This window comes from Saccharopolyspora oryzae (assembly GCF_027853915.1).
Taxonomy (GTDB): domain Bacteria; phylum Actinomycetota; class Actinomycetes; order Mycobacteriales; family Pseudonocardiaceae; genus Saccharopolyspora; species Saccharopolyspora oryzae.
On sequence record NZ_JAQGLA010000078.1, the window covers coordinates 1 to 23,319 of the forward strand.

At 70.3% G+C, this 23,319-nt stretch carries 26 protein-coding genes; 14 read left to right on the forward strand and 12 right to left on the reverse strand.

Annotated elements, in window-relative coordinates:
• Both OU415_RS30720 and OU415_RS30725 read left to right on the forward strand, forming a co-directional pair.
• Nucleotides 1-293, forward strand: a 293-nt coding sequence (locus tag OU415_RS30720; protein WP_270952913.1) for a carboxypeptidase-like regulatory domain-containing protein, incomplete at its 5' end; no start/stop codon positions are given.
• Nucleotides 294-379: 86 nt separating this feature from the next.
• Nucleotides 380-1,231, forward strand: coding sequence for a YceI family protein (locus OU415_RS30725; RefSeq protein WP_270952915.1), 852 nt, complete (start codon nucleotides 380-382; stop codon nucleotides 1,229-1,231).
• Between the two features lie 183 nt (nucleotides 1,232-1,414).
• Here OU415_RS30725 and OU415_RS30730 read toward each other — a convergent pair whose 3' ends face one another.
• The gene (locus OU415_RS30730) at nucleotides 1,415-2,980 is read right to left on the reverse strand and encodes an alanine/glycine:cation symporter family protein (protein ID WP_270952917.1); all 1,566 of its coding nucleotides are present in this window, start codon (nucleotides 2,978-2,980) and stop codon (nucleotides 1,415-1,417) included.
• Nucleotides 2,981-3,180: 200 nt separating this feature from the next.
• On the opposite strand from OU415_RS30730, the gene clpB reads away from it, so the two are divergent.
• Complete coding sequence (clpB, locus tag OU415_RS30735) at nucleotides 3,181-5,766, forward strand: ATP-dependent chaperone ClpB (RefSeq protein ID WP_270952919.1); 2,586 nt, start codon at nucleotides 3,181-3,183, stop codon at nucleotides 5,764-5,766.
• 52 nt (nucleotides 5,767-5,818) lie between these two features.
• Here clpB and OU415_RS30740 read toward each other — a convergent pair whose 3' ends face one another.
• Nucleotides 5,819-7,021: an MFS transporter gene (locus OU415_RS30740; protein ID WP_270952921.1), complete on the reverse strand. Its 1,203-nt coding sequence runs from the start codon at nucleotides 7,019-7,021 to the stop codon at nucleotides 5,819-5,821.
• Between the two features lie 96 nt (nucleotides 7,022-7,117).
• On the opposite strand from OU415_RS30740, the gene OU415_RS30745 reads away from it, so the two are divergent.
• From OU415_RS30745 to OU415_RS30765, 5 genes are all read left to right on the forward strand, one after another.
• The gene (locus tag OU415_RS30745) at nucleotides 7,118-7,747 is read left to right on the forward strand and encodes a TetR/AcrR family transcriptional regulator (protein ID WP_270952923.1); all 630 of its coding nucleotides are present in this window, start codon (nucleotides 7,118-7,120) and stop codon (nucleotides 7,745-7,747) included.
• Between the two features lie 203 nt (nucleotides 7,748-7,950).
• Nucleotides 7,951-8,646, forward strand: coding sequence for a type III secretion system chaperone family protein (locus OU415_RS30750; RefSeq protein WP_270952965.1), 696 nt, complete (start codon nucleotides 7,951-7,953; stop codon nucleotides 8,644-8,646).
• A gap of 98 nt (nucleotides 8,647-8,744) precedes the next feature.
• Nucleotides 8,745-9,518: an SDR family NAD(P)-dependent oxidoreductase gene (locus OU415_RS30755; RefSeq protein ID WP_270952924.1), complete on the forward strand. Its 774-nt coding sequence runs from the start codon at nucleotides 8,745-8,747 to the stop codon at nucleotides 9,516-9,518.
• Between the two features lie 166 nt (nucleotides 9,519-9,684).
• Nucleotides 9,685-10,233 carry an orotate phosphoribosyltransferase gene (gene pyrE / locus OU415_RS30760; protein ID WP_270952925.1) on the forward strand — a complete coding sequence of 183 codons (549 nt, stop codon included), beginning with the start codon at nucleotides 9,685-9,687 and terminating at the stop codon, nucleotides 10,231-10,233.
• 67 nt (nucleotides 10,234-10,300) lie between these two features.
• Entirely contained in the window at nucleotides 10,301-10,945 is a 645-nt protein-coding gene (locus OU415_RS30765) for a TrmH family RNA methyltransferase (protein WP_270952927.1), read from the forward strand.
• On the opposite strand, the gene OU415_RS30770 is transcribed toward OU415_RS30765, so the two are convergent.
• Nucleotides 10,946-11,338: a VOC family protein gene (locus OU415_RS30770; protein WP_270952929.1), complete on the reverse strand. Its 393-nt coding sequence runs from the start codon at nucleotides 11,336-11,338 to the stop codon at nucleotides 10,946-10,948.
• 129 nt (nucleotides 11,339-11,467) lie between these two features.
• Here OU415_RS30770 and OU415_RS30775 point away from each other — a divergent pair, with 129 nt between their 5' ends.
• Nucleotides 11,468-12,154, forward strand: a complete 687-nt coding sequence (locus tag OU415_RS30775; RefSeq protein WP_270952931.1) for a DUF899 domain-containing protein — start codon at nucleotides 11,468-11,470, stop codon at nucleotides 12,152-12,154.
• Nucleotides 12,155-12,217: 63 nt separating this feature from the next.
• Here OU415_RS30775 and OU415_RS30780 read toward each other — a convergent pair whose 3' ends face one another.
• From OU415_RS30780 to OU415_RS30800, 5 genes are all read right to left on the reverse strand, one after another.
• On the reverse strand, nucleotides 12,218-12,904 hold the full coding sequence (locus OU415_RS30780) for a DedA family protein (RefSeq protein WP_270952933.1): 687 nt from the start codon (nucleotides 12,902-12,904) through the stop codon (nucleotides 12,218-12,220).
• A gap of 142 nt (nucleotides 12,905-13,046) precedes the next feature.
• Nucleotides 13,047-13,256: a hypothetical protein gene (locus tag OU415_RS30785; RefSeq protein ID WP_270952935.1), complete on the reverse strand. Its 210-nt coding sequence runs from the start codon at nucleotides 13,254-13,256 to the stop codon at nucleotides 13,047-13,049.
• 313 nt (nucleotides 13,257-13,569) lie between these two features.
• Nucleotides 13,570-14,718, reverse strand: coding sequence for an N-acetylglucosamine-6-phosphate deacetylase (gene nagA / locus OU415_RS30790; protein ID WP_270952936.1), 1,149 nt, complete (start codon nucleotides 14,716-14,718; stop codon nucleotides 13,570-13,572).
• Nucleotides 14,715-15,626: an ROK family protein gene (locus OU415_RS30795; protein ID WP_270952937.1), complete on the reverse strand. Its 912-nt coding sequence runs from the start codon at nucleotides 15,624-15,626 to the stop codon at nucleotides 14,715-14,717. The genes nagA and OU415_RS30795 overlap by 4 nt, the downstream gene beginning before the upstream one ends.
• A gap of 85 nt (nucleotides 15,627-15,711) precedes the next feature.
• Nucleotides 15,712-16,284 carry a SigE family RNA polymerase sigma factor gene (locus tag OU415_RS30800; protein WP_270952938.1) on the reverse strand — a complete coding sequence of 191 codons (573 nt, stop codon included), beginning with the start codon at nucleotides 16,282-16,284 and terminating at the stop codon, nucleotides 15,712-15,714.
• Nucleotides 16,285-16,375: 91 nt separating this feature from the next.
• On the opposite strand from OU415_RS30800, the gene OU415_RS30805 reads away from it, so the two are divergent.
• From OU415_RS30805 to OU415_RS30820, 4 genes are all read left to right on the forward strand, one after another.
• A complete protein-coding gene (locus OU415_RS30805; RefSeq protein ID WP_270952939.1) occupies nucleotides 16,376-16,654 on the forward strand; it encodes a YciI family protein in 279 nt (92 codons plus the stop codon).
• A 210-nt stretch (nucleotides 16,655-16,864) separates the two neighbouring features.
• Nucleotides 16,865-17,899: a class II fructose-bisphosphate aldolase gene (gene fbaA / locus OU415_RS30810; RefSeq protein ID WP_270952941.1), complete on the forward strand. Its 1,035-nt coding sequence runs from the start codon at nucleotides 16,865-16,867 to the stop codon at nucleotides 17,897-17,899.
• 86 nt (nucleotides 17,900-17,985) lie between these two features.
• On the forward strand, nucleotides 17,986-18,396 hold the full coding sequence (locus tag OU415_RS30815; RefSeq protein WP_270952943.1) for a DUF3151 domain-containing protein: 411 nt from the start codon (nucleotides 17,986-17,988) through the stop codon (nucleotides 18,394-18,396).
• 137 nt (nucleotides 18,397-18,533) lie between these two features.
• A complete protein-coding gene (locus OU415_RS30820) occupies nucleotides 18,534-19,631 on the forward strand; it encodes an FUSC family protein (RefSeq protein WP_270952944.1) in 1,098 nt (365 codons plus the stop codon).
• A gap of 4 nt (nucleotides 19,632-19,635) precedes the next feature.
• On the opposite strand, the gene OU415_RS30825 is transcribed toward OU415_RS30820, so the two are convergent.
• The 4 genes from OU415_RS30825 to OU415_RS30840 form a co-directional block, all read right to left on the reverse strand.
• A complete protein-coding gene (locus OU415_RS30825; protein ID WP_270952945.1) occupies nucleotides 19,636-19,893 on the reverse strand; it encodes a hypothetical protein in 258 nt (85 codons plus the stop codon).
• Nucleotides 19,894-19,905: 12 nt separating this feature from the next.
• On the reverse strand, nucleotides 19,906-20,220 hold the full coding sequence (locus OU415_RS30830) for a winged helix-turn-helix domain-containing protein (protein ID WP_270952946.1): 315 nt from the start codon (nucleotides 20,218-20,220) through the stop codon (nucleotides 19,906-19,908).
• A 137-nt stretch (nucleotides 20,221-20,357) separates the two neighbouring features.
• A complete protein-coding gene (locus OU415_RS30835; RefSeq protein ID WP_270952948.1) occupies nucleotides 20,358-20,996 on the reverse strand; it encodes an HNH endonuclease family protein in 639 nt (212 codons plus the stop codon).
• 177 nt (nucleotides 20,997-21,173) lie between these two features.
• On the reverse strand, nucleotides 21,174-21,812 hold the full coding sequence (locus tag OU415_RS30840; protein ID WP_270952950.1) for a hypothetical protein: 639 nt from the start codon (nucleotides 21,810-21,812) through the stop codon (nucleotides 21,174-21,176).
• A gap of 171 nt (nucleotides 21,813-21,983) precedes the next feature.
• Here OU415_RS30840 and OU415_RS30845 point away from each other — a divergent pair, with 171 nt between their 5' ends.
• Nucleotides 21,984-23,270, forward strand: coding sequence for an adenylosuccinate synthase (locus tag OU415_RS30845; RefSeq protein ID WP_270952951.1), 1,287 nt, complete (start codon nucleotides 21,984-21,986; stop codon nucleotides 23,268-23,270).
• Nucleotides 23,271-23,319: the final 49 nt, after the last annotated feature.

Here is a 23,319-nt window from a genome sequence, read left to right on the forward strand (position 1 = left end):
AGCAGACCACCGCGGACGTGATGCTGCAGAGCGGTGCGCAGCTCACCGGCGTGGTCCGGTCGGCCAACCTCGGCGTCGCGGTGCCGGACGCGCGGGTCACGTTGCTGAACTCCGGCGGCGCGGTCGTCGGCGCGGCGACCACCGACGTCGACGGCAACTACACCTTCACCGACCTGCCCGACGGCGAGTACACGGTGATCGCCACCGGCTACCCGCCGGTCGCCTCGTCGCTGCAGCTGTCCGGCGAGACGAGCACGCACGACGTCGAGCTCGGCTACCCGGAAGCCGGCTGAGCAGCGGTGCCGGGGTGAACGGGCCGTCCCCGGTCCGTTCACCCCGCCCGCGCACACGATCTTCACGCTCTGAGGAGATGTTCTTGATGGACCTCGGCCAACAGCAGGTCGAAACGACCGGCGTCGGTGCCGGCGCGGGTGCGGTCACCGCGACCGTGCGCGGCGGCGACGGCTGGCCGGTCCCCGAGGCGGTGCTGACCGTCATCGACGGCACCGGCACCCAGGTCGCCCGCGTGCAGGGCGACGCGCAGGGCTCGGTGGTCGCCACCGGGCTGAAGGCCGGTGCTTACACCGCGATCGTCACGGCGGTGGGGCACGAACCGGTCGCGCGGACCACGCTGGTGCACGACGGGACCGCGGCCACGCTCGGCGAGGTCGAGCTGCGCCGCGCGGGCGGCTCCGACCTGCCCGCGCCGGGGGTGTGGCGGATCGACCCGGTGCACTCGTCGATCCAGATCACCGCGCGGCACCTGGGGATCAGCAGCATCCGCGGGCGGTTCAACGAGTTCTCCGGCGAGATCCGCATCGGCAACCCGATCGAATCGTCCACTGTGGAGGCTTCGATCGTCGCGTCCAGCATCGACACCGCGAACGGGATGCGCGACGACCACCTGCGCAACGCGGACTTCCTGGACGTCGAGCGCCACCCCGAGATCACCTTCCGCTCCACGGCGCTGCGCCCGCGCGGCGGTGACCGCTGGGACCTGGAGGGTGAGCTGACGCTGTGCGGGGTGACGCGCCCGGTGCACCTGGACACCCGCTTCGCCGGTGTCGGTCCGGACCCGTGGGGCGGCACCCGAGCCTCGGCGACGGCCACGACCCAGCTCCGCCGCGAGGACTTCGCGATGAACTTCAACCAGGCCCTGCAGACGGGAATCGCGGCGATCGGCACGACCCTCAAGGTCGAGATCGACATCCAAGCCGTCCACGAGGCCTGAATCCCGCGGACCCGCAGTTTCAATTGAAACTGTGATCCGCCGTGGGTGGGATCTGCAGTTTCAATTGAAACTGTGGTCCACATGGTGGGAACTGGGCCCGGGAGGGGTCGGGGAACGAGACGACCTCCGGTGCGTCGGGTGATCCGATGCGCCGGAGGTCGTTCGCGTGTTCCTGCCGGGAGGTCAGACCTTCTCGTCGACCTTGCGGACCTCGCCGGTGCGGAGCTTGGCCTTGTAGGACGCCAGCTCCCGCTTCACCACCGGGATCATGATGTACAGGCCGCCGATGTTGAACAGCGCCAGCGCGAACAGCACCGCGTCGGCGAAGTCGAGCACGCTGCCCAGCGTCAGCACCGAACCCACCACGGTGAAGGTGCAGAAGATGACGTTGTAGACGCGCTCCTTGGTCTTGCTCTTGCCGAACAGGTAGCACCAGGCCTTCTGGCCGTAGTAGCCCCAGGTGATGATCGTGGAGATCGCGAACAGCGCGACCGCGACGGTCAGCACGTACGGGAACCACGGCAGCACGGTGGCGAAGGACTCCGAGGTGACGGTGACGCCGTCCGGGGTGTCCCCGCCGTTGAGCACGGTCTGCTGCGCGTCCGTCCAGAACTGCGTGTTGGCGATGACGATGGTCAGCGCCGTCATGGTGCAGACGATGACGGTGTCGATGAACGGCTCCAGCAGCGCGACCAGCCCCTCGGTGACCGGGTGCTTGGTCTTCACCGCCGAGTGCGCGATCGGCGCCGAGCCCAGGCCCGCCTCGTTGGAGAACGCGGCGCGCTGGAAGCCGACGATCAGCACGCCGATCATCCCGCCGAACCCGGCCTCCGGGGTGAACGCGCCGGTGATGATCTCGCCGATCGCGCTGGGCACGGTGTCGTAGTTGACGCCGATGACGGTGAGGCAGGCGAGCACGTAGACCACGGCCATGGCCGGGACCAGGCGGCTGGTGACCGCGCCGATGGACCTGATGCCGCCGATGATCACCGAGCCGATCAGCACCGCCAGCAGCACGCCGAAGATCAGCGCCGCGCCGTCGGAGCCGAGCAGGCCGGTGTCGCCGCCGGTGACGTTGCGCAGCTGCGCGAAGGTCTGGTTGGCCTGGAACATGTTCCCGCCTGCGATGGCGAAGAACAGGATCATGACCGCGGCGAGCACGGCCAGCACCTTGCCCAGCGATGCGCCGAACGCGTTCGGGATGCGTTCCGCGATGCCCTTGCGCAGGTAGTGCATCGGGCCGCCGGAGACGGTGCCGTCGGCGTCGATCTCCCGGTACTTCACGCCCAGGGTGCACTCGACGAACTTGGTCGCCATGCCGAGCAGACCGCAGACGATCATCCAGAAGGTCGCGCCCGCGCCACCGATGGTCACCGCGACGCCGACGCCGGCGATGTTGCCGAGGCCGACGGTGCCGGACAGGGCCGAGGCCAGCGCCTGGAAGTGGTTGATCTCGCCGGGTTCGCTCTTGTCGGTGTACTTCCCGCGGACCAGGTCGATGGCCAGCTTGAAGGACCGGACCTGGATGAACCCGAAGACCGCGGTGAACACCGCGGCGGCGATCACCAGCCAGGCCACGATCCACGGGAAGGTCACGCCGAAGACCGTGAGCTCGCCGAAGACGATGTTGGAGAAGCCCTCGGAGATCGGGTTGAAAACGGTGTTGATGGCGTTCTCTATGCCAGAGAGCGCGCCGCCCTCTTCGGCAGCCAGGACGAGCTGGCCGTCCGGCGCTGTCGTAGTGGTCATGGCGCAATAGCTAAAACGGGTGAAATGTCCCGGGCAAGCCCTCTTTGTGACATTCGTCGAAAATGAGACCGCTTCGTGTTGTACGGATCACATCCCAAGATTGAGCTGAACCAGCTCAACTTTTCTATCGTTGTCTGTGTAGACATGGCGGTTGCAGGGCAAGATGTCCTGGTAGGAGCCAGCGGCGACGAGGTGGAGGAATGGACGCGTTCAACCCGACGACCAAGACCCAGCAGGCGATCTCCTCGGCGGTGCAGGCCGCGACGGTGGCCGGCAACCCGGACGTCAGCCCCGCGCACCTGCTCGGCGCGCTGCTCGCCCAGGGCGACGGGCTGACCGCACCGCTGCTCACCGCGGTCGGTGCCGAGCCGTCGGTGGTGCACCGCGAGCTCGACCAGCTGATCAACAAGCTGCCCACCGCCAGCGGCAGCACGGTGTCCGCCCCGCAGCTGTCCCGCGACGCGGTCCGCGCGCTCACCCACGCCCAGCGGCTGGCGACCGAGATGGGCGACGAGTACGTCTCCACCGAGCACCTGCTGGTCGGCCTGGCCGCTGAAGGCGGCCGCGTCGCCGACCTGCTCAAGCAGCACGGCGCCACGCCCGAGGCGCTGACCGAGGCCTTCGGCAAGGTGCGCGGCTCCGCGCGCGTGACCAGTCCGGACCCGGAGGGCACCTACAAGGCCCTGGAGAAGTACGGCCAGGACCTCACCGACCGCGCGCGCAAGGGCGAGCTGGACCCGGTGATCGGCCGCGACACCGAGATCCGCCGCGTCGTGCAGGTGCTCTCGCGCCGCACCAAGAACAACCCGGTCCTCATCGGCGAGCCCGGTGTCGGCAAGACCGCGATCGTGGAGGGCCTGGCCCAGCGCATCGTCGCCGGTGACGTGCCGGAATCGCTGCGCGGCAAGCGCGTGGTGTCGCTGGACCTCGGCTCGATGGTCGCCGGGGCGAAGTACCGCGGCGAGTTCGAGGAGCGGCTCAAGGCGGTGCTCAAGGAGATCACCGACTCGGCCGGGCAGGTCATCACCTTCATCGACGAGCTGCACACCATCGTCGGCGCCGGTGCCAGCGGCGAGGGCGCGATGGACGCCGGGAACATGATCAAGCCGATGCTGGCCCGCGGCGAGCTGCGGATGGTCGGCGCGACCACGCTCGACGAGTACCGCCAGCACATCGAGACCGATGCCGCGCTGGAGCGCCGGTTCCAGCAGGTGCTGGTCGGCGAGCCGAGCCCGGAGGACGCGGTGGCGATCCTGCGCGGGCTCAAGGAGCGCTACGAGGTCCACCACGGCGTGCGGATCACCGACGGTGCGCTGGTCGCCGCCGCCACCCTGTCCGACCGCTACATCACCGCGCGCTTCCTGCCGGACAAGGCGATCGACCTGGTCGACGAGGCCGCGTCGCGGCTGCGCATGGAGATCGACTCGCGGCCGGTGGAGATCGACGAGGTCGAACGCGCCGTGCGGCGGCTGGAGATCGAGGAGATGGCGCTGTCCAAGGAGGACGACCCCGCCTCCTTGGAGCGGCTGGCCGCGCTGCGCGCCGAACTCGCCGACCGCCGCGAGAAGCTGTCCGAGCTGACCGCGCGCTGGCAGCAGGAGAAGGAGTCCATCGACGTCGTCCGCGACCTGAAGACGCAGCTCGAGCAGCTGCGCGGCGAGTCCGACCGCGCCGAGCGCGACGGCGACCTGGGCAAGGCCGCCGAGCTGCGCTACGGCCGGATCCCGCAGCTGGAGAAGGAGCTCGACGCGGCCACCGCGGCGCAGTCCGAGCGCAAGGCGATGCTGCAGGAGGAGGTCACAGCCGACGACGTCGCGGACGTGGTGAGCTCCTGGACCGGCATCCCCGCCGGCCGGCTGCTGGAGGGCGAGACCGCGAAGCTGCTGCGCATGGAGGAAGCGCTCGGCGCCCGCGTGGTCGGGCAGGCCGAGGCGGTGCGCGCGGTGTCCGACGCGGTGCGCCGCACCCGCGCCGGGGTCGCCGACCCGGACCGCCCCACCGGATCGTTCCTGTTCCTGGGCCCGACCGGTGTCGGCAAGACCGAGCTGGCCAAGGCGCTGGCAGGGTTCCTGTTCGACGACGAGCGCGCGATGGTCCGCATCGACATGAGCGAGTACGCCGAGAAGCACTCGGTGGCCCGGCTCGTCGGCGCGCCGCCCGGGTACGTGGGCTACGACCAGGGCGGGCAGCTGACCGAGTCGGTGCGCCGCAGGCCCTACTCGGTGGTGCTGTTCGACGAGGTGGAGAAGGCCCACCAGGACGTCTTCGACGTGCTGCTGCAGGTCCTCGACGACGGTCGGCTCACCGACGGCCAGGGCCGCACGGTGGACTTCCGGAACACGATCCTGGTGCTGACCTCGAACCTCGGCTCGCAGGCGATCGCCGACCCGAACCTGACCGAGCAGGAGCGCGACGACGCGGTGCGCTCGGTGGTGCGCAAGCACTTCAAGCCGGAGTTCCTGAACCGCCTGGACGACGTGGTGGTGTTCCACGCGCTGTCCACCGAGGAGCTGACGTCCATCGTGGACATCCAGGTGGACCACCTCGCCCGGCGCCTGTCCCAGCGCCGGCTGACCCTCGACGTCCAGCCGGCGGCCCGGGATTGGTTGGCCCTCAACGGTTTCGACCCGGTCTACGGGGCCCGGCCGCTGCGCCGCCTGGTCCAGTCGGCCATCGGTGACCAGCTGGCCCGCAAGCTCCTGGCGGGCGACATCCGGGAGGGCGACAAGATTCTCGTCGACACCGCGGACGACAACGAATCGCTCGTGGTGTCCGCCGAGAGCTGACGCTCCACAGTGGATTGGAGGGCGCCTTCGGGAACGCGGAGGCGCCCTCCGGTCAGCGGTGCAGGTAGGTGGAAGCGACCGCCGTCGCAGCGAAGAGGGCTGCTGCTGAGGCGAAGACGACCGTTGCCGCGGTGAGGCCGAAGAAGGTGCTGACCACACCGAGGGTGACGCTCGGGACCCCTGCCGACAGGTAGGCGACCACGTAGATCAGCGCCGAGGTGCCCGCGCGGTGCTCCGGGGAGGCCAGGCCGGTCAGCATCCGCATGCCGCCCATGAACATCACGCCCCAGCCGGCGCCCAGAACGGCTGCCGCGGCGAAGAAGACGAGCGGTTGGTGCTCGACCGTCGAGGTCGCGATCCCGGCCAGTCCGAGGATCATCACCGGACCGCCGATCCGCACCGCGCGGCGGGCGTCGACGCCGGACAGGACCAGCTGGGAGAGGCCGCCGAAGCCGGCCAGGGCCGCGACCGTCGCACCGCCGATCAGGTAAGGGCTGCCGTGGACCATGCCCTTGGCGACGGACGGGCCGAGGGACATGAACATCCCGCCGACGATCCAGGACGCGAGCAGCGTGGTGGCCATCAGGGCGAACGCCACGCCCTTGCCGGCCGGGACGGTCGGGCGCTGCGGGCGCAGCACCTCGCGCAGCGAGCCGCGCTGCGCGACCGGTTCCGGCATGGCCAGCACGCCGGGGATCGCCACCGCGAAGCCGAGGACGAGCAGCAGGTAGCTGGTCAGCGTCGGGCCGGGCACGTACTGCACCAGCGCTCCGGCGATCAGCGAGCCCAGGGCCATGCCGAAGGCCGCCGCCACGCCGTTGACCAGCGCTCCGCGGTTCGTCCCGGGGCGTTGGAAGTCCAGCAGCGAGCCGCTGATCGCGCTGGTCACCACGCCGGTCGCCAGACCCTGCAGAGCACGCCCCGCGTACAGCCAGCCGACGCTCGGCGCGAAGGCGAGCAGCAGCATCGAGACGATCTCCAGGGCGACCGAGACCAGGAGCACCGGGCGCCGGCCGACGTGGTCGGACAGCGAGCCGAACATCAGCAGCGCGACCAGGATCGCCACCGCGTAGACGGCGAACACCTCGGTGAGCACGGTGGTCGTGAAACCCCACCGCTGCTGGTAGATCGCGTACATCGGGGACGGCGCCGTGGACGCCATCAGGAACAGGGCGTAGAGCGCGCCGATGAACCAGAACGAAGCGGACCGGGACAGCGCCGCAGCGCGGGGCCGGGCGAGTTCCGTGGTGACCATTGCTTTCCCATCCCTTAGATGACCGGAACGGATTATTCCGTTCCGGTCCAACCTGGCGGCGGAACAGATCATTCCGGGCGGCGATATCCTGTGGGCATGGCCACACCGAGCAAGCAGGCGCACTACGACGACCTGGTCATCCGGGCGGCTCGCGACGTGTTCGCCGAGCAGGGCTTCGCCGCCCCGATGTCCGAGGTCGCCAAGCGCGCGGGCGTCGGCGTGGCCAGCATCTACCGTCGCTACCCGAGCAAGGGCGAGCTGATCGAGCAGGTGCGCATGGCCGCGTCCCAGCTGCTGCTCGACGAGGCGGAGCGAGCGCTCGCCGAGGAACCCGACGCCTGGTCGGCCCTGGTCAGGTTCATGCGGCGGTCCCTGCGGGAGGGTTCCGGGATCGGCACCGTGCTGCCGCCGATGGACCCGCAGCACGTCTACTCCCAGGAGTTCCGGGACCTCCGCGAGCGCGCCGCCAAGGCGATCGAGGAACTGGTCGCCGCCGCCAAGCAGGCGGGTGTGCTGCGCGAGGACGTCGACTGGACCGACATCGTCATGCTGTTCAAGCACCTCAACCCGCGGCTGCCCACCACCGAGCACCGCCGCGCCGAACTCCGCTCCCGCTACCTGGGCCTGGTCCTCGAAGGCCTACGCCCGGGCGGTCCGGAACTCACCGGCCCGGCCCCGGACCGCGCGGAGTGGCAAACCCTCTGCGACAACTTCGCGACCTCCTGATCCAGTCGTCCTAGGACAGATCCACCTGCTGGCTGCTGCGCCGCAAGGTGCTCTGAGCGGAGGGGGAGCCGGGGCACGCCGCCCGACTCCCCCTCCGCGAACTGTTTTCGCAGGTCAACTTCAGCCGATGGGGCGGATTCGCGTTGGATCACCAGGTGATCTTCGTCTTCGGCGGTGATCGGACTACCCTGCGCAGTGTGGGCATCCCTGCGTGGCTCTGGTTCGTCATCGCCGTCCTCGCCATCGGCGCGGGCGTCGTGCTGCTGATCGCTGACCGGTCGCAGCGCGTCTCGAACAACCGGGAACGGCGGCGCTGGGCAGCGCTGCGCGGTTGGCAGTTCGCCGAGGTCGACCAAGTCCTGCCGACCCGATGGGAGCGCGGCGCGCTCGCCCAGTACGGCAGCCCGACGGCCACCGACGTGGTCGCCGGCTCGACCTTCACCTCCGACGGCCGCCGCCAGGTCTACGTGATGGACCTCGACGCAGGCAGCCGGTCGGCGACCGTGCTGGTCGGCATGCGCTGCCGCCGGGCGGCCCCGGCCACCATCGAGCTGTGGCTGCCCGACGTGCCGGTGCCCCAGGACTCCGAGCTGGACCTGCTCGGCCCGGTCGGCGCCCGCTACGCGTTCGTCACCGAGGTGGCCGCGGCCCGGCCGCTGGTGACCCCGGACCTGGTGGACGCCACCGAGGAGATCGGCTCCGACGTCACCGTGGTGTGGCTGGAGGACGACTGGGTCCTGGCGGCCCTGGAACCGGGCAGCGCCGACCCGGCCCGCCTCGAGCGCCTGCTGCGCGACCTCGGCGACCTCGCCGACCTGATCGACCCGTTCGACGCGGACCCGAACGAGGAGGAGCCCGCAGCCGAGCCGGAACCCACCTCCTCCGAATCCGCCCGCTGACGCTGTTTCCGCACGTCAGGGACCGTGAGTCTTTCGGGTCGCCATAGGCGCCCAAAGGACTCACGGGTGCGTGCCGGGCGCACGGTAAATTCGGGCGCATGCCTACCGCACTCGTCACCGGAGCCACCGCGGGGATCGGGCGCGCCTTCGCCCGCCGACTCGCCGCCGAAGGCCACGACATGGTCCTGGTCGCCCGCGACGTCGACCGGCTCTCCGAGCTCGCCGACCGGCTGCAGGCCCGGCACGGGGTGCGCGTCGAGGTGCTGCCCGCCGACCTCGCCGACGCCGAGCAGCGCGCGAAGGTCGAGCAGCGGCTCGCCGAGGTCGACCGGCCGGTCGACGTGCTGGTCAACAACGCCGGGTTCGGCACCGCGGGCTCGTTCGCGGAAACCTCCGCCGCCGAGCTGCAGAAGCAGCTGGACGTCAACGCGGGCGCGGTACTCGCGCTGACCCACGCCGCCGTTCCGGGCATGGTCGAGCGCGGCCGGGGCGATGTGATCAACGTGTCGAGCGTGGCCGGGTTCTTCCCGGTGGCGGGTTCGACCTACGGCGCGACCAAGGCCTACGTGACCGCGTTCTCGCAGGGGCTGTCGGTCTCGCTGACCGGCACCGGGGTGCGGGTCATGGCGCTGTGCCCGGGCTTCACCCAGACCGAGTTCCACCAGCGGGCCGGCCTGGAGATGGGCCGCCTGCCCAAGGCGTTCTGGCTGCAGGCCGACCAGGTGGTCCACGGCGCGCTGGCCGACCTCCGCAGCGGCAAGGACGTCTCGATCCCGGGCGCCCAGTACAAGGCGCTGGTCACCCTCGGCCGCCTGGTGCCGCAGAAGCTCCAGCGCATGATCGTCACCCGCACGGTCCCCGGCCGCACCTGACCGCCGACCCCTGTGGACAAGTCCGGGTCCCTGTGGACAACTTCCGCAATTTCAATGGAAATCGGACATCCAATTTCCATTGAAATTGCGTTCCGGGCGGTGCTCCGGAGGTCGCACGACCCCCGGAGCGGGGGCGGGTGCGGGTTGGGCCGTATGCTGAAAACTCGTGGTCACAGTGGATGAACAGCAGCGCTCCGAGCTCGCCCGCCTGATCGAGGAAATCGCCGTCGTGCACGGCAAGGTGACGTTGGCTTCGGGCAAGGAAGCCGATTACTACGTCGACCTCCGCCGCGCGACGCTGCACCACCAGGCGGCACCGCTGATCGGCCGGCTGCTGCGCCAGCTCACCGCCGATTGGGATTACGTCGCCGTCGGCGGCCTGACCCTCGGCGCCGACCCGGTCGCGACCGCCATGATGCACGCCGAAGGCGCCCCGCTGGACTCCTTCGTGGTCCGCAAAAGCACCAAGGCGCACGGCATGCAGCGGCTCATCGAGGGCCCGGACGTCGTCGGCCGCCGGGTGCTGGCCGTCGAGGACACCTCCACCACCGGTGGCAGCGTGCTGACCGCCGTCGAAGCGCTGCGCGAGGTCGGGGCCGAGATCGTCGGCGTCGCCACCGTCGTGGACCGCGACACCGGCGCGCGGGAGAAGATCGAGGCGGCCGGCCTGCCGTACCGATCGCTGCTGGGCCTGTCCGACCTCGGCTTGGCGTGAGCGGAGATCCCTCCCGAGCGCGACCACCACTGTGAATCGCGGAGAGGCGGGACTGAGAGGCGGGACCTTGAGCGAGGACATCGGTCCCACTGAGTGGGGCAGCACGGTCGGTGTCGGCCCGTGGGAGGGTCCCTGGCCGACCGATGAGCGCTTCGACCCGGAGCTGCTGGAGCACGGCGACCGCCGCAACGTGGTCGACCACTACCGCTACTGGCGGCGCGAGGCGATCGTGGCCGATCTGGACCTGCGGCGGCACGACTTCCACGTGGCCATCGAGAACTTCCAGCACGACCACAACATCGGCACCGTGGTGCGCACCGCCAACGCCTTCGCGGCGAAGGCGGTGCACATCGTGGGGCGCCGCCGGTGGAACCGGCGCGGAGCGATGGTCACCGACCGCTACCAGCACGTCCACCACCACCCGGAGCTGGACTCGCTGCGCGCCTACGCGGCCGAGCACGACCTCGCGCTGGTGGCGGTGGACAACACGGACGGCGCGGTGCCGATCGAGCGCACGACCTTGCCGCGCCGCTGCGTGCTGCTGTTCGGCCAGGAAGGCCCCGGCCTGCGCGAGGACTCTCGGCGCGACGCCGACCTGGTGGTCTCCATCGCGCAGTACGGCTCGACGCGCTCGATCAACGCAGGCGTGGCGGCCGGCGTCGTGATGCACACCTGGATCCAGCAGCACGCCGATCCCGACGCCGCTTGGTGATCAGCCGCGGGTGGCCAGCCACTCCTGGAGCTCGATCAGGTTCCCGGCGGGGTCCTTCAGGTGCGCGACCCGCATCCGGTCGGTCATCGGGGCCGGGCCGCTGATCAGCTCCGCGCCGCGGCCGGTGATCTCCGCGCAGTAGCCGTCGAGGTCGTCGAGGTGCAGCACGACCAGCGACCGGTACGCGGACGGCTGCTCGCCGAGCTCGTCGAGCACCTGCGCCATCTGCGCCCGGTCCTGCAGGGCGATGCCCGCGGTGCCACCATCCGGGCTGAACTTCGCGTACGGGCCGTCGGGCGCCTCGAACTGCGGCTCGAGCCGCAGCACGTCCCGGTAGAAGCGGTAGCAGGCGGCGAAATCGGTGACCAGCAGGCGGACTTGTGACAGTTCCATGGGCGTGCTTCCTGGGAAGTCGACAGGACACCGGGATGCTTCCACAGCGGAACCGCTCAGCACCGATGAATTCGCGGACCGGGCGAAGTCGATCCAGGTGAACCACCGCGAACCCGTGAGGGAGCCCTGATGACCGCCAACGCGATTCCACCCGTCGTCGACGCCGAGACCTGGCAGCGCCAGCTCGACGAGCTGCGCGCCCGGGAGAAGGCCGCGACCCGCGAGCTCGACGCGATCGCCGCGCAGCGCCGCCGCATGCCGGCGGTCGAGATGCCCGACTACACGCTCGAAGGCGAGGGCGGACCGGTCCGGCTGGTCGACGTCTTCGACGGCAAGTCGCAGCTGATCGTCTACAACCACATGTGGTTCCCGGGCGAGGAGTGGCAGTGCCCGGGCTGCACCGGATTCACCTCGCAGTTCACCAGGCTGGAGTTCCTGGACGACTACGACGCCCGGTTCGTCGTCGTCACGCAGGGGCCGATCGACGAGGCGCTGGCCTACAAGCGGCGGGTCGGGAACCGGATGACCTGGTACTCCACGGCGAACAGCTCGTTCGGCTCCGACGTCGGCGCACCGCCCGGCGGGGCGTTCGCGCTCAACGTGTTCCTCCGCGACGGGGACACCGTCTACCGGACCTGGCACACCAGCGGTCGCGGCGTCGAGCAGCTCAGCCACACCTTCGCGCTGGTCGACGTGCTGCCGTACGGGCGGCAGGAGGAGTGGCAGGACGCGCCCGAGGGCTGGCCGCAGGGGCCCACCTACAGCCGCTGGCCCTCGTCCGAGACCATCGCCGCCCGCTACGGGACGGGCGACTGACCGGCCCTGAAATGCGAGAACGCGCGAACTCCGGGGTTAGGAGTTCGCGCGTTCGCCGTGGGGTCAGCTCGCCTCGCGGGCCTTCTCGCGACGGTTCTTCACGTACTCGATGACGATCGGGATGACCGAGATCAGCACGATCAGGATCGCCATCGCCTCGAGGTTGTTGCGGATCCACGGGATGTTGCCGAGGAAGAAGCCGAGCAGCGTCATGCTCACGGTCCAGGCGACGCCGCCGATGGCGGAGAAGCTGAAGAACTTCCGCTGGTCCATCCGCGCGATGCCGGCGACCGCGGTGATGAAGGTGCGCACGATCGGCACGAACCGCGCCAGGATGATCGCCCGCGCGCCGTAGCGCTCGAAGAACTCGTGGGTCTTGTCCACGTGCTCGCGCTTGAACAGCTTCGAGTCCGGCTTGTTGAACATCGCTGGACCGACCTTGCGGCCGATCCAGTAGCCGGTCACGTTGCCCACGAAGGCGCACACCGCCAGCAGGACGCAGACCAGCCAGATCGGGGTGTCGATCGCACCGGCCGCGACGAACAGGCCGGTGACGAACAGCAGGGAGTCGCCCGGCAGGAAGAAGCCGATGAGCAGGCCGCACTCGGCGAAGATGATCAGGCACACGCCGATCAGGGCGAACGGGCCGAGGGACTGAACGATGTTCTCGGGGTTCAGCCAGTCCGGCAGCAGGGCCAGCGCGGTCGTGTTCGCGGCGGCGTTGACAATCGCGGGCAGTTCGGTCGTCACGGTCGCCAACGGTACCGCGACCCCGCGGGGCCCGGTCCGCGGGAGAGTGACCCGCCGTGCACGAGGCGCGCTCGACAGCTCACCCGATGGTGAGCACGCGCACTTTCCGCAGGTGGACGATCGGGATGAAACGCCCGGAACGTCAGAACGGGCTGAAGACGGTCATGACTCCGGCCAGCGCGCCGACCACCAGTCCGAGGACCACCGCGAACACCAGCACGCCGACCACCGGAAGTCGCTTGCGCGCGGGCGGCGGCGCGGGCTGCGGAGGTGGTGGGGTCATGCCGGGGCTGCCCCCGGCCTGGGCGCGCAGCGCCGCGGACAGCAGGTGTTCGGGATCGGGCGACGTCACGCCCCGAGCCTAACCAGTCACCCCACCCGACGTCCGGACCTTCGCGCCCCCGCAAATTCAATGGAAATCAGACGTCTGATTTCCATTGAATTTGCGGCCAGTCGTCCACGACCACCGGCGTGTCCGGCACCGACACGCCGAGAGGCCCACAGTTTCAATTGAAACTGCGGAATCCCCAGTCCCGAGTCCAGTCACCGGCTTCCCACGATGTGGACCACAGTTTCAATTGAAACTGCAGATGCCAGGCACGGCGGATCACAGTTTCAATTGAAACTGCGGACTTCTGGGACGGGACCGGGGCGCGACTGGCGGGTCAGCTGGGGTCGACGGCCCAGGTGCCGTTCTTGAGGACTCCGGTGAGGTGGAGGTCCGGGTTCAGGACCACCAGGTCGGCCGCGAGGCCGGGGCGGATCGCTCCGATCCGGTCGTCGAGGCCGAGGAGCTGTGCGGGCTTGGTCGACGCGGCGGCCACGGCCGCCGGGACGCTCTGACCGCCGGACTCGACGAGGTTGCGGAACGCCACGTCCATGGTCAGCGTGCTGCCCGCCAGCGAACCGTCCGCCAGGCGCGCCTCGCCGTCGGTCACCGTCACCGGGAGCTTGCCCAGCTCGTAGGTGCCGTCGCCGGCGTCGGTGGCGCTGATCGCGTCGGTGACCAGCACCGTTCGTCCGGTACCGGCGTGCGAGGCGGCCAGCTGCACGATCGCCGGGTGCAGGTGCACGAGGTCGCAGATCAGCTCGACGGTGACCCGCTCGTCCTCCAGCAGGACGCCGATCGGGCCGGGCTCGCGGTGGTGCAGCGGGCGCATCGCGTTGAACAGGTGCGTCGCGACCGTCGCCCCGGCCTCCACCGCGGGGACGACCTGCGACAGCACCGCGTCGGTGTGCCCGACCGCGGCGATCACCCCGTGGTCGACCAGCTGGCGGACGGCTTCGACGCCGTTCGGCAGCTCCGGCGCCAGGGTGACCATCCGGACCGTCCCGCGCCCCGCGTCCAGCACCTGCTGCACGGCGGAGGCCTCCGGGGCCCGCAGGATCGCCGGGTCGTGCGCGCCGCAGCGCGCCGAGGACAGGAACGGGCCCTCCAGGTGGATGCCGGCCAGCTCGCCGTCCACCACCAGATCGCTCAGCGCGCTGATCTGCTTGGTCAGGTCCGGTAGCGGGGCCGACACCAGGCTGGCCATCATCGTGGTGGTGCCGTGCCTGCGGTGCGCGGCGATCGCGGCCCGCGCCTGGTCGACCTCGATGCTGGTGAACGAGCCGCCGCCACCGCCGTGGCAGTGGATGTCGACGAACCCGGGCACCAGCCACTGCCCGCGCAGGTCCACGACCTGCCCCTCGGGTGCCGGACCGGTGCCGACCTCGGCGATCTCGCCGCCGGACACCCGGACCCAGCCCCGGTCCAGCACTCCGTCCGGGGTGACGACCTGCCCGCCGGCGAGGATCAGTTCGGGAGCGTTCACTTTGTTCTCAACCCTTCCGTCGCCAGCAGGGCCGCCCCAAGGCAGCCCGCGGTGTCGCCGAGTTCGGCCAGTTCCAGGTGCGGGCGGCGGTGGTAGGCCGCCAGCATCGCGTCGAGCCGCTCCCGCAGCGGCTCGGTGAGCAGGGCACCGGCTTGCGCGAACCCGCCGCCGAGCACGATGCACTCGGGCGCGGCGACCGTCACCAGCACCAGCAGGCCCTTGGCGAGCGCGTCGACCGCTTCCGCCCACACAGCTTGCGCGTCCGGGTCGCCCGCGCGCACGGCCGCGGCCACTTCGGCGCTGGTGCGCTCCGCGCCGGTGCGCGCCAGGTAGCGGCGGGCCACGGCCGCGGAGGAGGCCAGCGCTTCGACGCAGCCGGTGCGCCCGCAGCCGCACGGCTCGCCGTGGCCGATGTCGACGTGCCCGATCTCGCCCGCGAACCCGCCGCCGGCGTAGAGCTGCCCGTCGAACAGCAGCGCCGCGGCGATGCCGGTGCCGATCGGCAGCACCACCACGTCGCGCATGCCGCGCGCTGCGCCCAGGCGCGCCTCGGCGAGCCCGCCCGCGCGCACGTCGTGGCCCAAGCTGACCGGCAGGTCGATGCGCTCGGCGAGCATGTCGCGCAGCGGGGCGTCGCTCCAGCCGAGGTTCGCCGAGTACACGCCGATGCCGCGGGCCTCGTCGACCGCGCCCGGCACCACGACGCCGGCCGCGTCGACCTGCGCGTCCACGCGCAGCTCGGCGACCAGTCCGGCCACGGCGTCCACCACCAGCCGGGCGGTGTCCTCGCCGCGGGGGGTTGGCCGCCGCAGCCAGCGCAGCGGTTCGGCCCGGTCGGGGCCGACGGCGACCAGCGCGGCCTTCATCTCGGTTCCGCCGACGTCGACGGCGATGGCTTGTGCGGGCACCCGACGATCCTCCGCCACCGAACACCTATTGGTCTACACCAAACAGGTGTGTTGTTCGCCGGAGGTTTTCGCGGACTTCCCGGGCTCAACCGCCCATCAGCTTCTGCAGGGCGTCCAGCGCGCGGCTCGCGGTGGACTTCACGGTGCCCTTCGAAACCCCGGTGGCCTCGGCGATCTCCGCCTCGGACAGGTTGCCGTAGTAGCGCAGCACCAGGACCTCCCGCTGCCGCCGCGGCAGCTTGGCGAGGGAGGCCACCACGGCCTGGTGCTCGGCGGTCAGCATCGCCAGCGACTCCGCGGACCGGGCGTCGGCCTGGTGCGGCGGCTGGTACTCGCGGGCCGTCTTGCGGCGGCGCAGCACCGAACGGCTGCCGTTGACCACCGCGGTCCGCAGGTAGCCGATCGCCGCCCGGGCGTCGCGCAGCCCCGACCAGTTGCGGTACAGCCCGGTGAACGCCTCCTGCACGACGTCCTCGGCCGTCGCCGGATCGTCGACCAGCAGGATGGCCAACCGGACCATCCGCATGCGCTGCTGCTTGTAGAGGTCTTCCAGGGTCAACGGGGGGCCGGAGGCGTCGATCGCCGCGCTGTCCAGAGTGCGCAGGTGACCGAGGGTCTGCTCGACGCTCCGCTCGGCTCCGCGTGAATCACCGGCCATGATCGAACAAGTTACCGGTTGTCCCCCGGTCGGTGTGCTGCGGCCGGGTAGCGTCCGCATCGATCGGGTTCGGAAAGAGGAGGTTTCGGAGATGGCGAAGTTCGTGGTCGGTCTCGTCTACGGCGAGGACGAGGAGCACCGCCTGCAGGTCCGCCCGGCGCACCGCGAGTACAGCCGCGGGCTGGCCGAGCGCGGGGTGCTGCTCGCCGGAGGGCCGTTCGCCGACGGCAAGGGCGCGCAGCTCGTCTACGAGGCGGCCGGCCCCGACGAGCTGAAGTCGATCCTGGACGCGGACCCGTACACCGAGGCCGGGGTGATCGCCGAGACGACCATCCGGGAGTGGGACGTCGTCGTCGGCGCTTGGCTGTAGTGCGCGAAAGCCCAGCGTGTGAGGATGTACACAGGATTCGTGCTGTTCTGAATCCTGTCACCGACTTTCCAAAACGCCCTCGATTCGGGCACTGTGACGCCGAAAGTGTGGCTCCGAGCTGACAGGGCCCGCTGGCGGCGGGCCGCGGCTCGTAGGATGCTGCGCAACTCCCCGTCACCAAGACCAAACTCCATGCGAGGAGGACGACCGATGCCCATCGCGACCCCCGAGGTCTACGCGGAGATGCTGGACCGGGCGAAGACCGGTGAATTCGCCTACCCGGCCATCAACGTGACCTCGTCGGAGACGCTCAACGCGGCGCTGCGCGGGTTCGCGGAGGCCGAGAGTGACGGCATCATCCAGGTCTCGACCGGTGGCGCCGAGTTCGCCTCCGGCACCAAGGTCAAGGACATGGTCACCGGTGCCACCGCGCTGGCCGAGTACGCGCACGTCGTCGCGGCGAAGTACCCGGTGAACATCGCGCTGCACACCGACCACTGCCCGAAGGACAAGCTGGACGGCTTCGTCCGGCCGCTGATCCAGATCAGCCAGGAGCGCGTCGACCGCGGCGAGAACCCGCTGTTCCAGTCGCACATGTGGGACGGCTCGGCGATCGACCTCGACGAGAACCTGGAGATCGCCAAGGAGCTGCTGGCCGCCTCGGCCAAGGCCAAGATCATCCTGGAGCTCGAGGTCGGCGTCGTCGGCGGCGAGGAGGACGGCGTCGCCAACGACATCAACGAGAAGCTCTACACCGCGCCCGGCGACTACGAGAAGACCGTGGACGCCCTCGGCAGCGGCGAGAACGGCCGCTACCTGCTGGCCGCGACCTTCGGCAACGTGCACGGCGTCTACAAGCCGGGCAACGTCAAGCTGCGCCCGGAGATCCTCAAGCAGGGTCAGGACGTGGCGTCGCAGAAGCTGGGCCTGGCGGCCGGCTCCAAGCCGTTCGACCTGGTCTTCCACGGCGGCTCGGGCTCGCTGCTGGAGGAGATCCACGAGGCGGTCTCCTACGGCGTGGTGAAGATGAACATCGACACCGACACCCAGTACGCCTTCACCCGTCCGATCGCGGACCACATGTTCAAGAACTACGACGGCGTGCTGAAGATCGACGGCGAGGTCGGCAACAAGAAGACCTACGACCCGCGCAGCTACCTCAAGGTGGCCGAGCAGGCCATGGCCGCCCGCGTCGCGCACGCCTGCGAGAACCTCAAGTCCGCGGGCCGCATGCTCGCCGGCTGACCCAGGTCACCCCAGGCGGTGATGCAACGACGGCCCGTTCGCCCGGTGGCGGACGGGCCGTCGTCGTACCTGACAGGATTGGGCTCATGACGAGGAACTTGTTGGAACCGCCGGAGACCCTGCTGCCGGAGAACGCGGCCGCGCAGGCCGAGCTCAGCGCAGGCACCGACCCGACCGTGGTCGCCGCGCACCACCCGAGCTTCAGCGCCGCGTGGGCCGCGCTGGCCGAGGGCGCGCTGGAATCCGGGCAGAACATCGCCGCGTACGCCTACGCGCGCACCGGTTACCACCGCGGGCTGGACGCGCTGCGGAAGGCGGGCTGGAAGGGCTTCGGACCGGTTCCGTGGCGGCACGAGCCGAACCAGGGCGTGCTGCGGTCCATCGGTGCGCTGGCGAAGGCGGCCCAGTCGATCGGCGAGGACGAGGAGTTCGACCGCTGCCGCCAGCTGCTGGAGGACAGCGACCCGGCGTCCCTCGAGGCCCTAGGCCTGGCCTGATTCAGCCCGGAGTGCGACTCCGCGCCGCAAATTCCATTGAAATCGGACGTTCGATTTCAATGGAATTTGCGGATCGCTGCGGGGTCCGGTGAGGATCACTGCCGGATCGCTCGGATCGCGGGGCGATCTGTCGGACAATGTCCTGTGTGCACCGACTGCGCGAGGAACTGACCCGACGACTGCGCCGACTCCTGCGCACCGGCGTGCCCATCGTGCAGTGCGCCGTCGCGGCCGGGCTCGCCTGGTTCCTGGCGAAGAACGTGTTCGGGCACGTCACCCCGTTCTTCGCGCCGGTCGCGGCCGTCATCTCGCTCGGTGTCACGCTGGGGCAGCGGATGCGGCGCGCGCTGGAGCTTGTCGTCGGCGTGACCATCGGGATCGGCGTCGGCGACGTGCTGATCTCGCTGATCGGCACCGGCACCTGGCAGATCGCGCTCGTCGTCGCGCTGGCCATGAGCACCGCCGTGCTGCTGGACAGCGGTGTGGTGATCGTGCTGCAGGCGGCGTCGTCATCGGTGCTGGTGGCGACGCTGCTGCCGCCTGCGACCGCGGGCGGGCTGACCCGCATGGTCGACGCGGTGATCGGCGGTCTGGTCGGTTTCGTGGTCGCCTCCCTGCTGCCAGCCAATCCGCTCGCCGTGGCTCACCGCAACGGGCGGCTGGTGCTCGGCGCGCTGGCCGATGCGCTGCGCGGCGTCGCCGGGGCGGTGGCGCGGCAGGATCCCGACATGGCCAGCGATGTGCTCGCGAACGCCCGCAAGAGCCAGAAGCACGTCGAGGAGTTCCGCACCGCGCTGGACGCCGGTCATGAGATCGCCAAGTTCGCGCCGATCCGGTGGCGGCGGCGCGGCGACCTCGAGCGCTACGACACCGCGGCCACGCCCATCGACCGAGCGCTGCGCAACACCCGTGTGCTCGCGCGGCGAGCGCTGTCCGCGCTGCGCGACGGCGAGCCCGTGCCGCGCCCGCTCCCGGGCCTGCTGGAGGAGTTGGCGGGCGCAGTCGTGCTGCTGCGCGACGAGCTGGCCAGCGGGGTCGACCCGCTGCAGACCCGCGAAGCGGCCCGTTCGGTGGCGAAGAAGTCCACTGTGGAACTGCTGGGGGAGGGCGACTTCTCGATGCAGGTGGTCGTCATGCAGGTCCGCTCGATCGCGGTCGACCTGCTGCAGGCGACCGGGCTCAGCCGCAACGAAGCCATCTCCGCCCTGCCGCCGCTCTACCCCGACGGCCACTGAGGGGTCAGGGCCGGTTCAGGACCGCGGCCAGGGCGTTGTGCAGGGCCTCGTGGTCGCGCGGGTCGTGCAGCCGGCAGTCCGCCGCGGACAGCCGGTACCACTCGTCGGCCCCGGCGTAGCGGATCCACACCTCGACCGCGCCGTCGGCGCAGGTGGTGGCCAGTTCCAGGTCCCCGGTGATGACCCCGACCTCGTCGGTCATCACCCCGCCCGGCGGTGCGGCGATGGACGAGCGCAGTTCGGCTCCGGTGTCCTCGGGCATCGGCCCTCCTCGTCACGACCTCTTGGTGGGGTCGATGATCGCCTCGAGCGCCGCGAGGTGCGACTCGTAGGCGCGGCGTCCGACGGGCGTGATCTCCAGCCAGGTGCGCGGGCGGCCGTTGACCGAACCCTTGCGCACCGCGACGTACCCGGACCGTTCCAGCTTGGTGATGTGCTTGGACAGGCAGGAGTCGGTGATCTCGACGGTGTCGCGCACGTGCCGGAACTCCGGTCCGTCGATCGCGATCAACTCCGCGAGGATCGAGAGCCGGACCGGTGAGTTGATCAGGGTGTCCAGCCCGTGCCGGGGGTGCTCGCCCCGCTTCACCCGGGCCGGCTTTCGGTCGCGCAGATCTCGATCTTGGTCATCACCGCAATCTCGCAACCGCGTTCCGCCCCTGTCAAGGGAAAGTGGGGCAGACGAACGGCGCCCGCCGGGCAGCGGGCGCCGTTCGCAGCGACGGCTCAGCAGCCGTCGAGGGCCTTCTGCAGGGCCGACTTCTCCGCGTCGGTGATGGTCAGCTCGTACTTGTGCTTGGTGCCGACCCACATCGAGGCGTACTTGCAGTGGTAGTCGGCCTTCGGCGGCATCCACTTGTCCGGCGTCTGGTCGCCCTTGGCCTGGTTGACGTTGTCGGTGACCGCGATCAGCTGCGGGCCCTCCAGGTCGTTGGCGAAGGCCTGGCGCTGGTCCTGCGTCCACTGCGCCGCGCCGGAGCGCCACGCGGCGGCCAGCGGCACCACGTGGTCGATGTCCAAATCGGACGGTTGGGTCCAGGTTTCCCCGTCGTACTCGCTGTACCAGGAGCCGGAGGTCGGGTAGCAGTCCGAGCCGACCTGCACGTCCTTGCCGTCCCGCTTGAGCACCGATTCGCGGGTGTTGCAGCCGTCCGGGCCCTCGATCCAGTGCGGGAACTTCTCCCGGCTGTAGCCGTCCATCGAGCCCTCCGGCGCCACCTTGAGCTCGCCGAGTTCGGTCTTGGCCGTCGCCGGGTCCGGGATCCCCGGCGGTTCGGCGCTGGCCGGTGCGGCCAGGCCGAGGCCCAGTGCGGCCGCGAGCGGCAGGGCGGTCAGGGTCGCGCGCAACGATCGGTGGCCTGTCATGGCTTCCTCCGCGTGGGCGTCTCGCCGTTGTCGGTGTTCGACCATTGCCCACGCAGGTGGACGGATCAATGCCAGTGCGTGGCCAACTGGTGACTTGGCGTGAAATCGCCACCGATCGTGGCATCTTCTGGTGAATTTCGCACCGATCTGCCAGCGGCCCTGACCCGACGGGGTGATTCAGCGGGCGAATCGGAGGTCTTCCGTGTGCCGGTACCAGACCCACTTCTCGGCGGGGCGCGGATGCTTCATGCCGTCGTGCACGACCGTCGCGGACAGGAACGACGCCTGCACCGCGCGGCCCCGGGTGACCTCGCTGCGGCGGCGGAACAGACCGCGGCGAACTGTCGTGACCAGCAGTCCGTCCATCGCCGGGTCGAGCATCGCGTTCATCGGGTCCGGCGTGGACTCCGGCAGCGGCGTGGCGTCGGGATCGGGCGAAATGGTGATGCTCAGCGCACTCCCGTCGAGCACCCGGTTGTCGTCGCAGTACACCTGGCCGGTGATCGGCTCGATGGTCCCGGCGCCGAGCAGCACGCCGCCCGAGTCGTCGCGGATCAGCGCCGACGGGCGGGGCTCGGCGGTCAGCGCGCGCTCGAAGTCGCCGGCCCGCAGCCCCCACAGCTGAGCCGCCGGGGAGTCCTCGACCGGCACGTAGCCCACCACCAGGTCGGCCAGCCGGTTCTTGCGGAGCAGGCGCAGGACCACCGAGGCGAAGTCGGCGTCGGTGCCGTGCACGACCAGGCGTTCTGAGGTTTCGGCGAGCAGCGGGTCCAGGTCCTGGCGGGTCGGCGTGACCGGCAGATCGAACCATTGCACACCGTCACCGGACGGACGCGCTGCGCGGTCAACGTTTCCGCAGGACAATGCGGTGGTACTCACGTTTCGCTCCTGGTTTACCCTGATCGACCGGCATACCCCGTGGTGGGAACGGGCGAAGCGTGCGGTCACGCTGGCGACCACCCCGCCCAGTCCAGGTTGGAGTTTCACATGCCGGCGATCGTGCTGATCGGCGCCCAGTGGGGCGACGAGGGCAAGGGTAAGGCGACCGACCTGCTCGGCGAGCAGGCGCAGTGGGTCGTCCGCTACCAAGGCGGCAACAACGCGGGTCACACCGTCGTGCTGCCCGACGGGCAGGACTTCGCCCTGCACCTCATCCCGTCGGGGATCCTGACCCCCGGGGTGACCAACGTGATCGGCAACGGCGTGGTCGTCGACCCCGGCGTGCTGCTCGAGGAGCTGGCCGGGCTGGAGGAGCGCGGCGTCGACACCTCGCGGCTGCTGCTGTCCGCCGACGCGCACCTGATCATGCCGTACCACGTGGCCATCGACCGGGTCACCGAGCGGTACCTGGGCAAGAAGCAGATCGGCACCACCGGTCGCGGCATCGGCCCCTGCTACCAGGACAAGATCGCCCGCGTCGGCGTCCGCGCGCAGGACCTGCTGGACGAGAAGATCCTGCGGCAGAAGGTCGAGGCCGCCCTCGACGTGAAGAACCAGATCCTGGTCAAGGTCTACAACCGCCGGGCGATGGACGTCGACGAGGTCGTGGACACCGTGCTGTCCCAGGGCGAGAAGTTCGCCCACCGGATCGCCGACACCAAGCTGCTGATCAACCAGGCGCTGGAGCGCGACGAGACGGTGCTGCTGGAGGGCTCGCAGGGCACCCTGCTCGACGTCGACCACGGCACCTACCCGTTCGTGACCTCGTCGAACCCGACCTCCGGCGGCGCTTGCGCCGGATCCGGCATCGGGCCGACGAAGATCGGCGCCGTGATCGGCATCCTGAAGGCCTACACCACCCGCGTCGGCGCCGGTCCGTTCCCGACCGAGCTCACCGACGAGGCCGGCGAGAACCTGCGCAAGCAGGGCGGCGAGTTCGGCGTCACCACCGGCCGCTCGCGGCGCACCGGCTGGTTCGACGCGGTGATCGCGCGCTACGCGACCCGCACCAACGGCATCACCGACTACTTCCTGACCAAGCTGGACGTGCTGTCCGGGCTCGAGACCATCCCGGTCTGCGTGGCCTACGACGTGGACGGCGAGCGGGTCACCGAGATGCCGATGACGCAGACCGGCGTGCACCACGCGGTCCCGGTGTACGAGGAGATGCCGGGCTGGTGGGAGGACATCAGCGACGCCCGCACCTTCGAGGACCTGCCGGCCAACGCGCAGGCCTACATCCAGCGCATCGAGGAGCTCTCGGGCGCCCGCGTCTCGGCCGTCGGCGTCGGCCCGGGCCGCGACCAGACGATCGTCCGCCACACGATGGCCTGATCTCAGTCCGACCAGGGGGACCCCGACCTCGATCGGGGTCCCCCTGTCG

Excerpts from the sequence above, each read along its gene's own strand:
- OU415_RS30725 (WP_270952915.1), top strand. The coding sequence starts at position 380 with ATGGACCTCGGCCAACAGCAGGTCGAAACGACCGGCGTCGGTGCCGGC.
- OU415_RS30730 (WP_270952917.1), bottom strand. The coding sequence starts at position 2,980 with ATGACCACTACGACAGCGCCGGACGGCCAGCTCGTCCTGGCTGCCGAA.
- clpB (WP_270952919.1), top strand. The coding sequence starts at position 3,181 with ATGGACGCGTTCAACCCGACGACCAAGACCCAGCAGGCGATCTCCTCG.
- OU415_RS30740 (WP_270952921.1), bottom strand. The coding sequence starts at position 7,021 with ATGGTCACCACGGAACTCGCCCGGCCCCGCGCTGCGGCGCTGTCCCGG.
- OU415_RS30745 (WP_270952923.1), top strand. The coding sequence starts at position 7,118 with ATGGCCACACCGAGCAAGCAGGCGCACTACGACGACCTGGTCATCCGG.
- OU415_RS30755 (WP_270952924.1), top strand. The coding sequence starts at position 8,745 with ATGCCTACCGCACTCGTCACCGGAGCCACCGCGGGGATCGGGCGCGCC.
- OU415_RS30770 (WP_270952929.1), bottom strand. The coding sequence starts at position 11,338 with ATGGAACTGTCACAAGTCCGCCTGCTGGTCACCGATTTCGCCGCCTGC.
- OU415_RS30775 (WP_270952931.1), top strand. The coding sequence starts at position 11,468 with ATGACCGCCAACGCGATTCCACCCGTCGTCGACGCCGAGACCTGGCAG.
- OU415_RS30800 (WP_270952938.1), bottom strand. The coding sequence starts at position 16,284 with ATGGCCGGTGATTCACGCGGAGCCGAGCGGAGCGTCGAGCAGACCCTC.
- OU415_RS30805 (WP_270952939.1), top strand. The coding sequence starts at position 16,376 with ATGGCGAAGTTCGTGGTCGGTCTCGTCTACGGCGAGGACGAGGAGCAC.
- fbaA (WP_270952941.1), top strand. The coding sequence starts at position 16,865 with ATGCCCATCGCGACCCCCGAGGTCTACGCGGAGATGCTGGACCGGGCG.
- OU415_RS30815 (WP_270952943.1), top strand. The coding sequence starts at position 17,986 with ATGACGAGGAACTTGTTGGAACCGCCGGAGACCCTGCTGCCGGAGAAC.
- OU415_RS30820 (WP_270952944.1), top strand. The coding sequence starts at position 18,534 with ATGTCCTGTGTGCACCGACTGCGCGAGGAACTGACCCGACGACTGCGC.
- OU415_RS30825 (WP_270952945.1), bottom strand. The coding sequence starts at position 19,893 with ATGCCCGAGGACACCGGAGCCGAACTGCGCTCGTCCATCGCCGCACCG.
- OU415_RS30835 (WP_270952948.1), bottom strand. The coding sequence starts at position 20,996 with ATGACAGGCCACCGATCGTTGCGCGCGACCCTGACCGCCCTGCCGCTC.
- OU415_RS30845 (WP_270952951.1), top strand. The coding sequence starts at position 21,984 with ATGCCGGCGATCGTGCTGATCGGCGCCCAGTGGGGCGACGAGGGCAAG.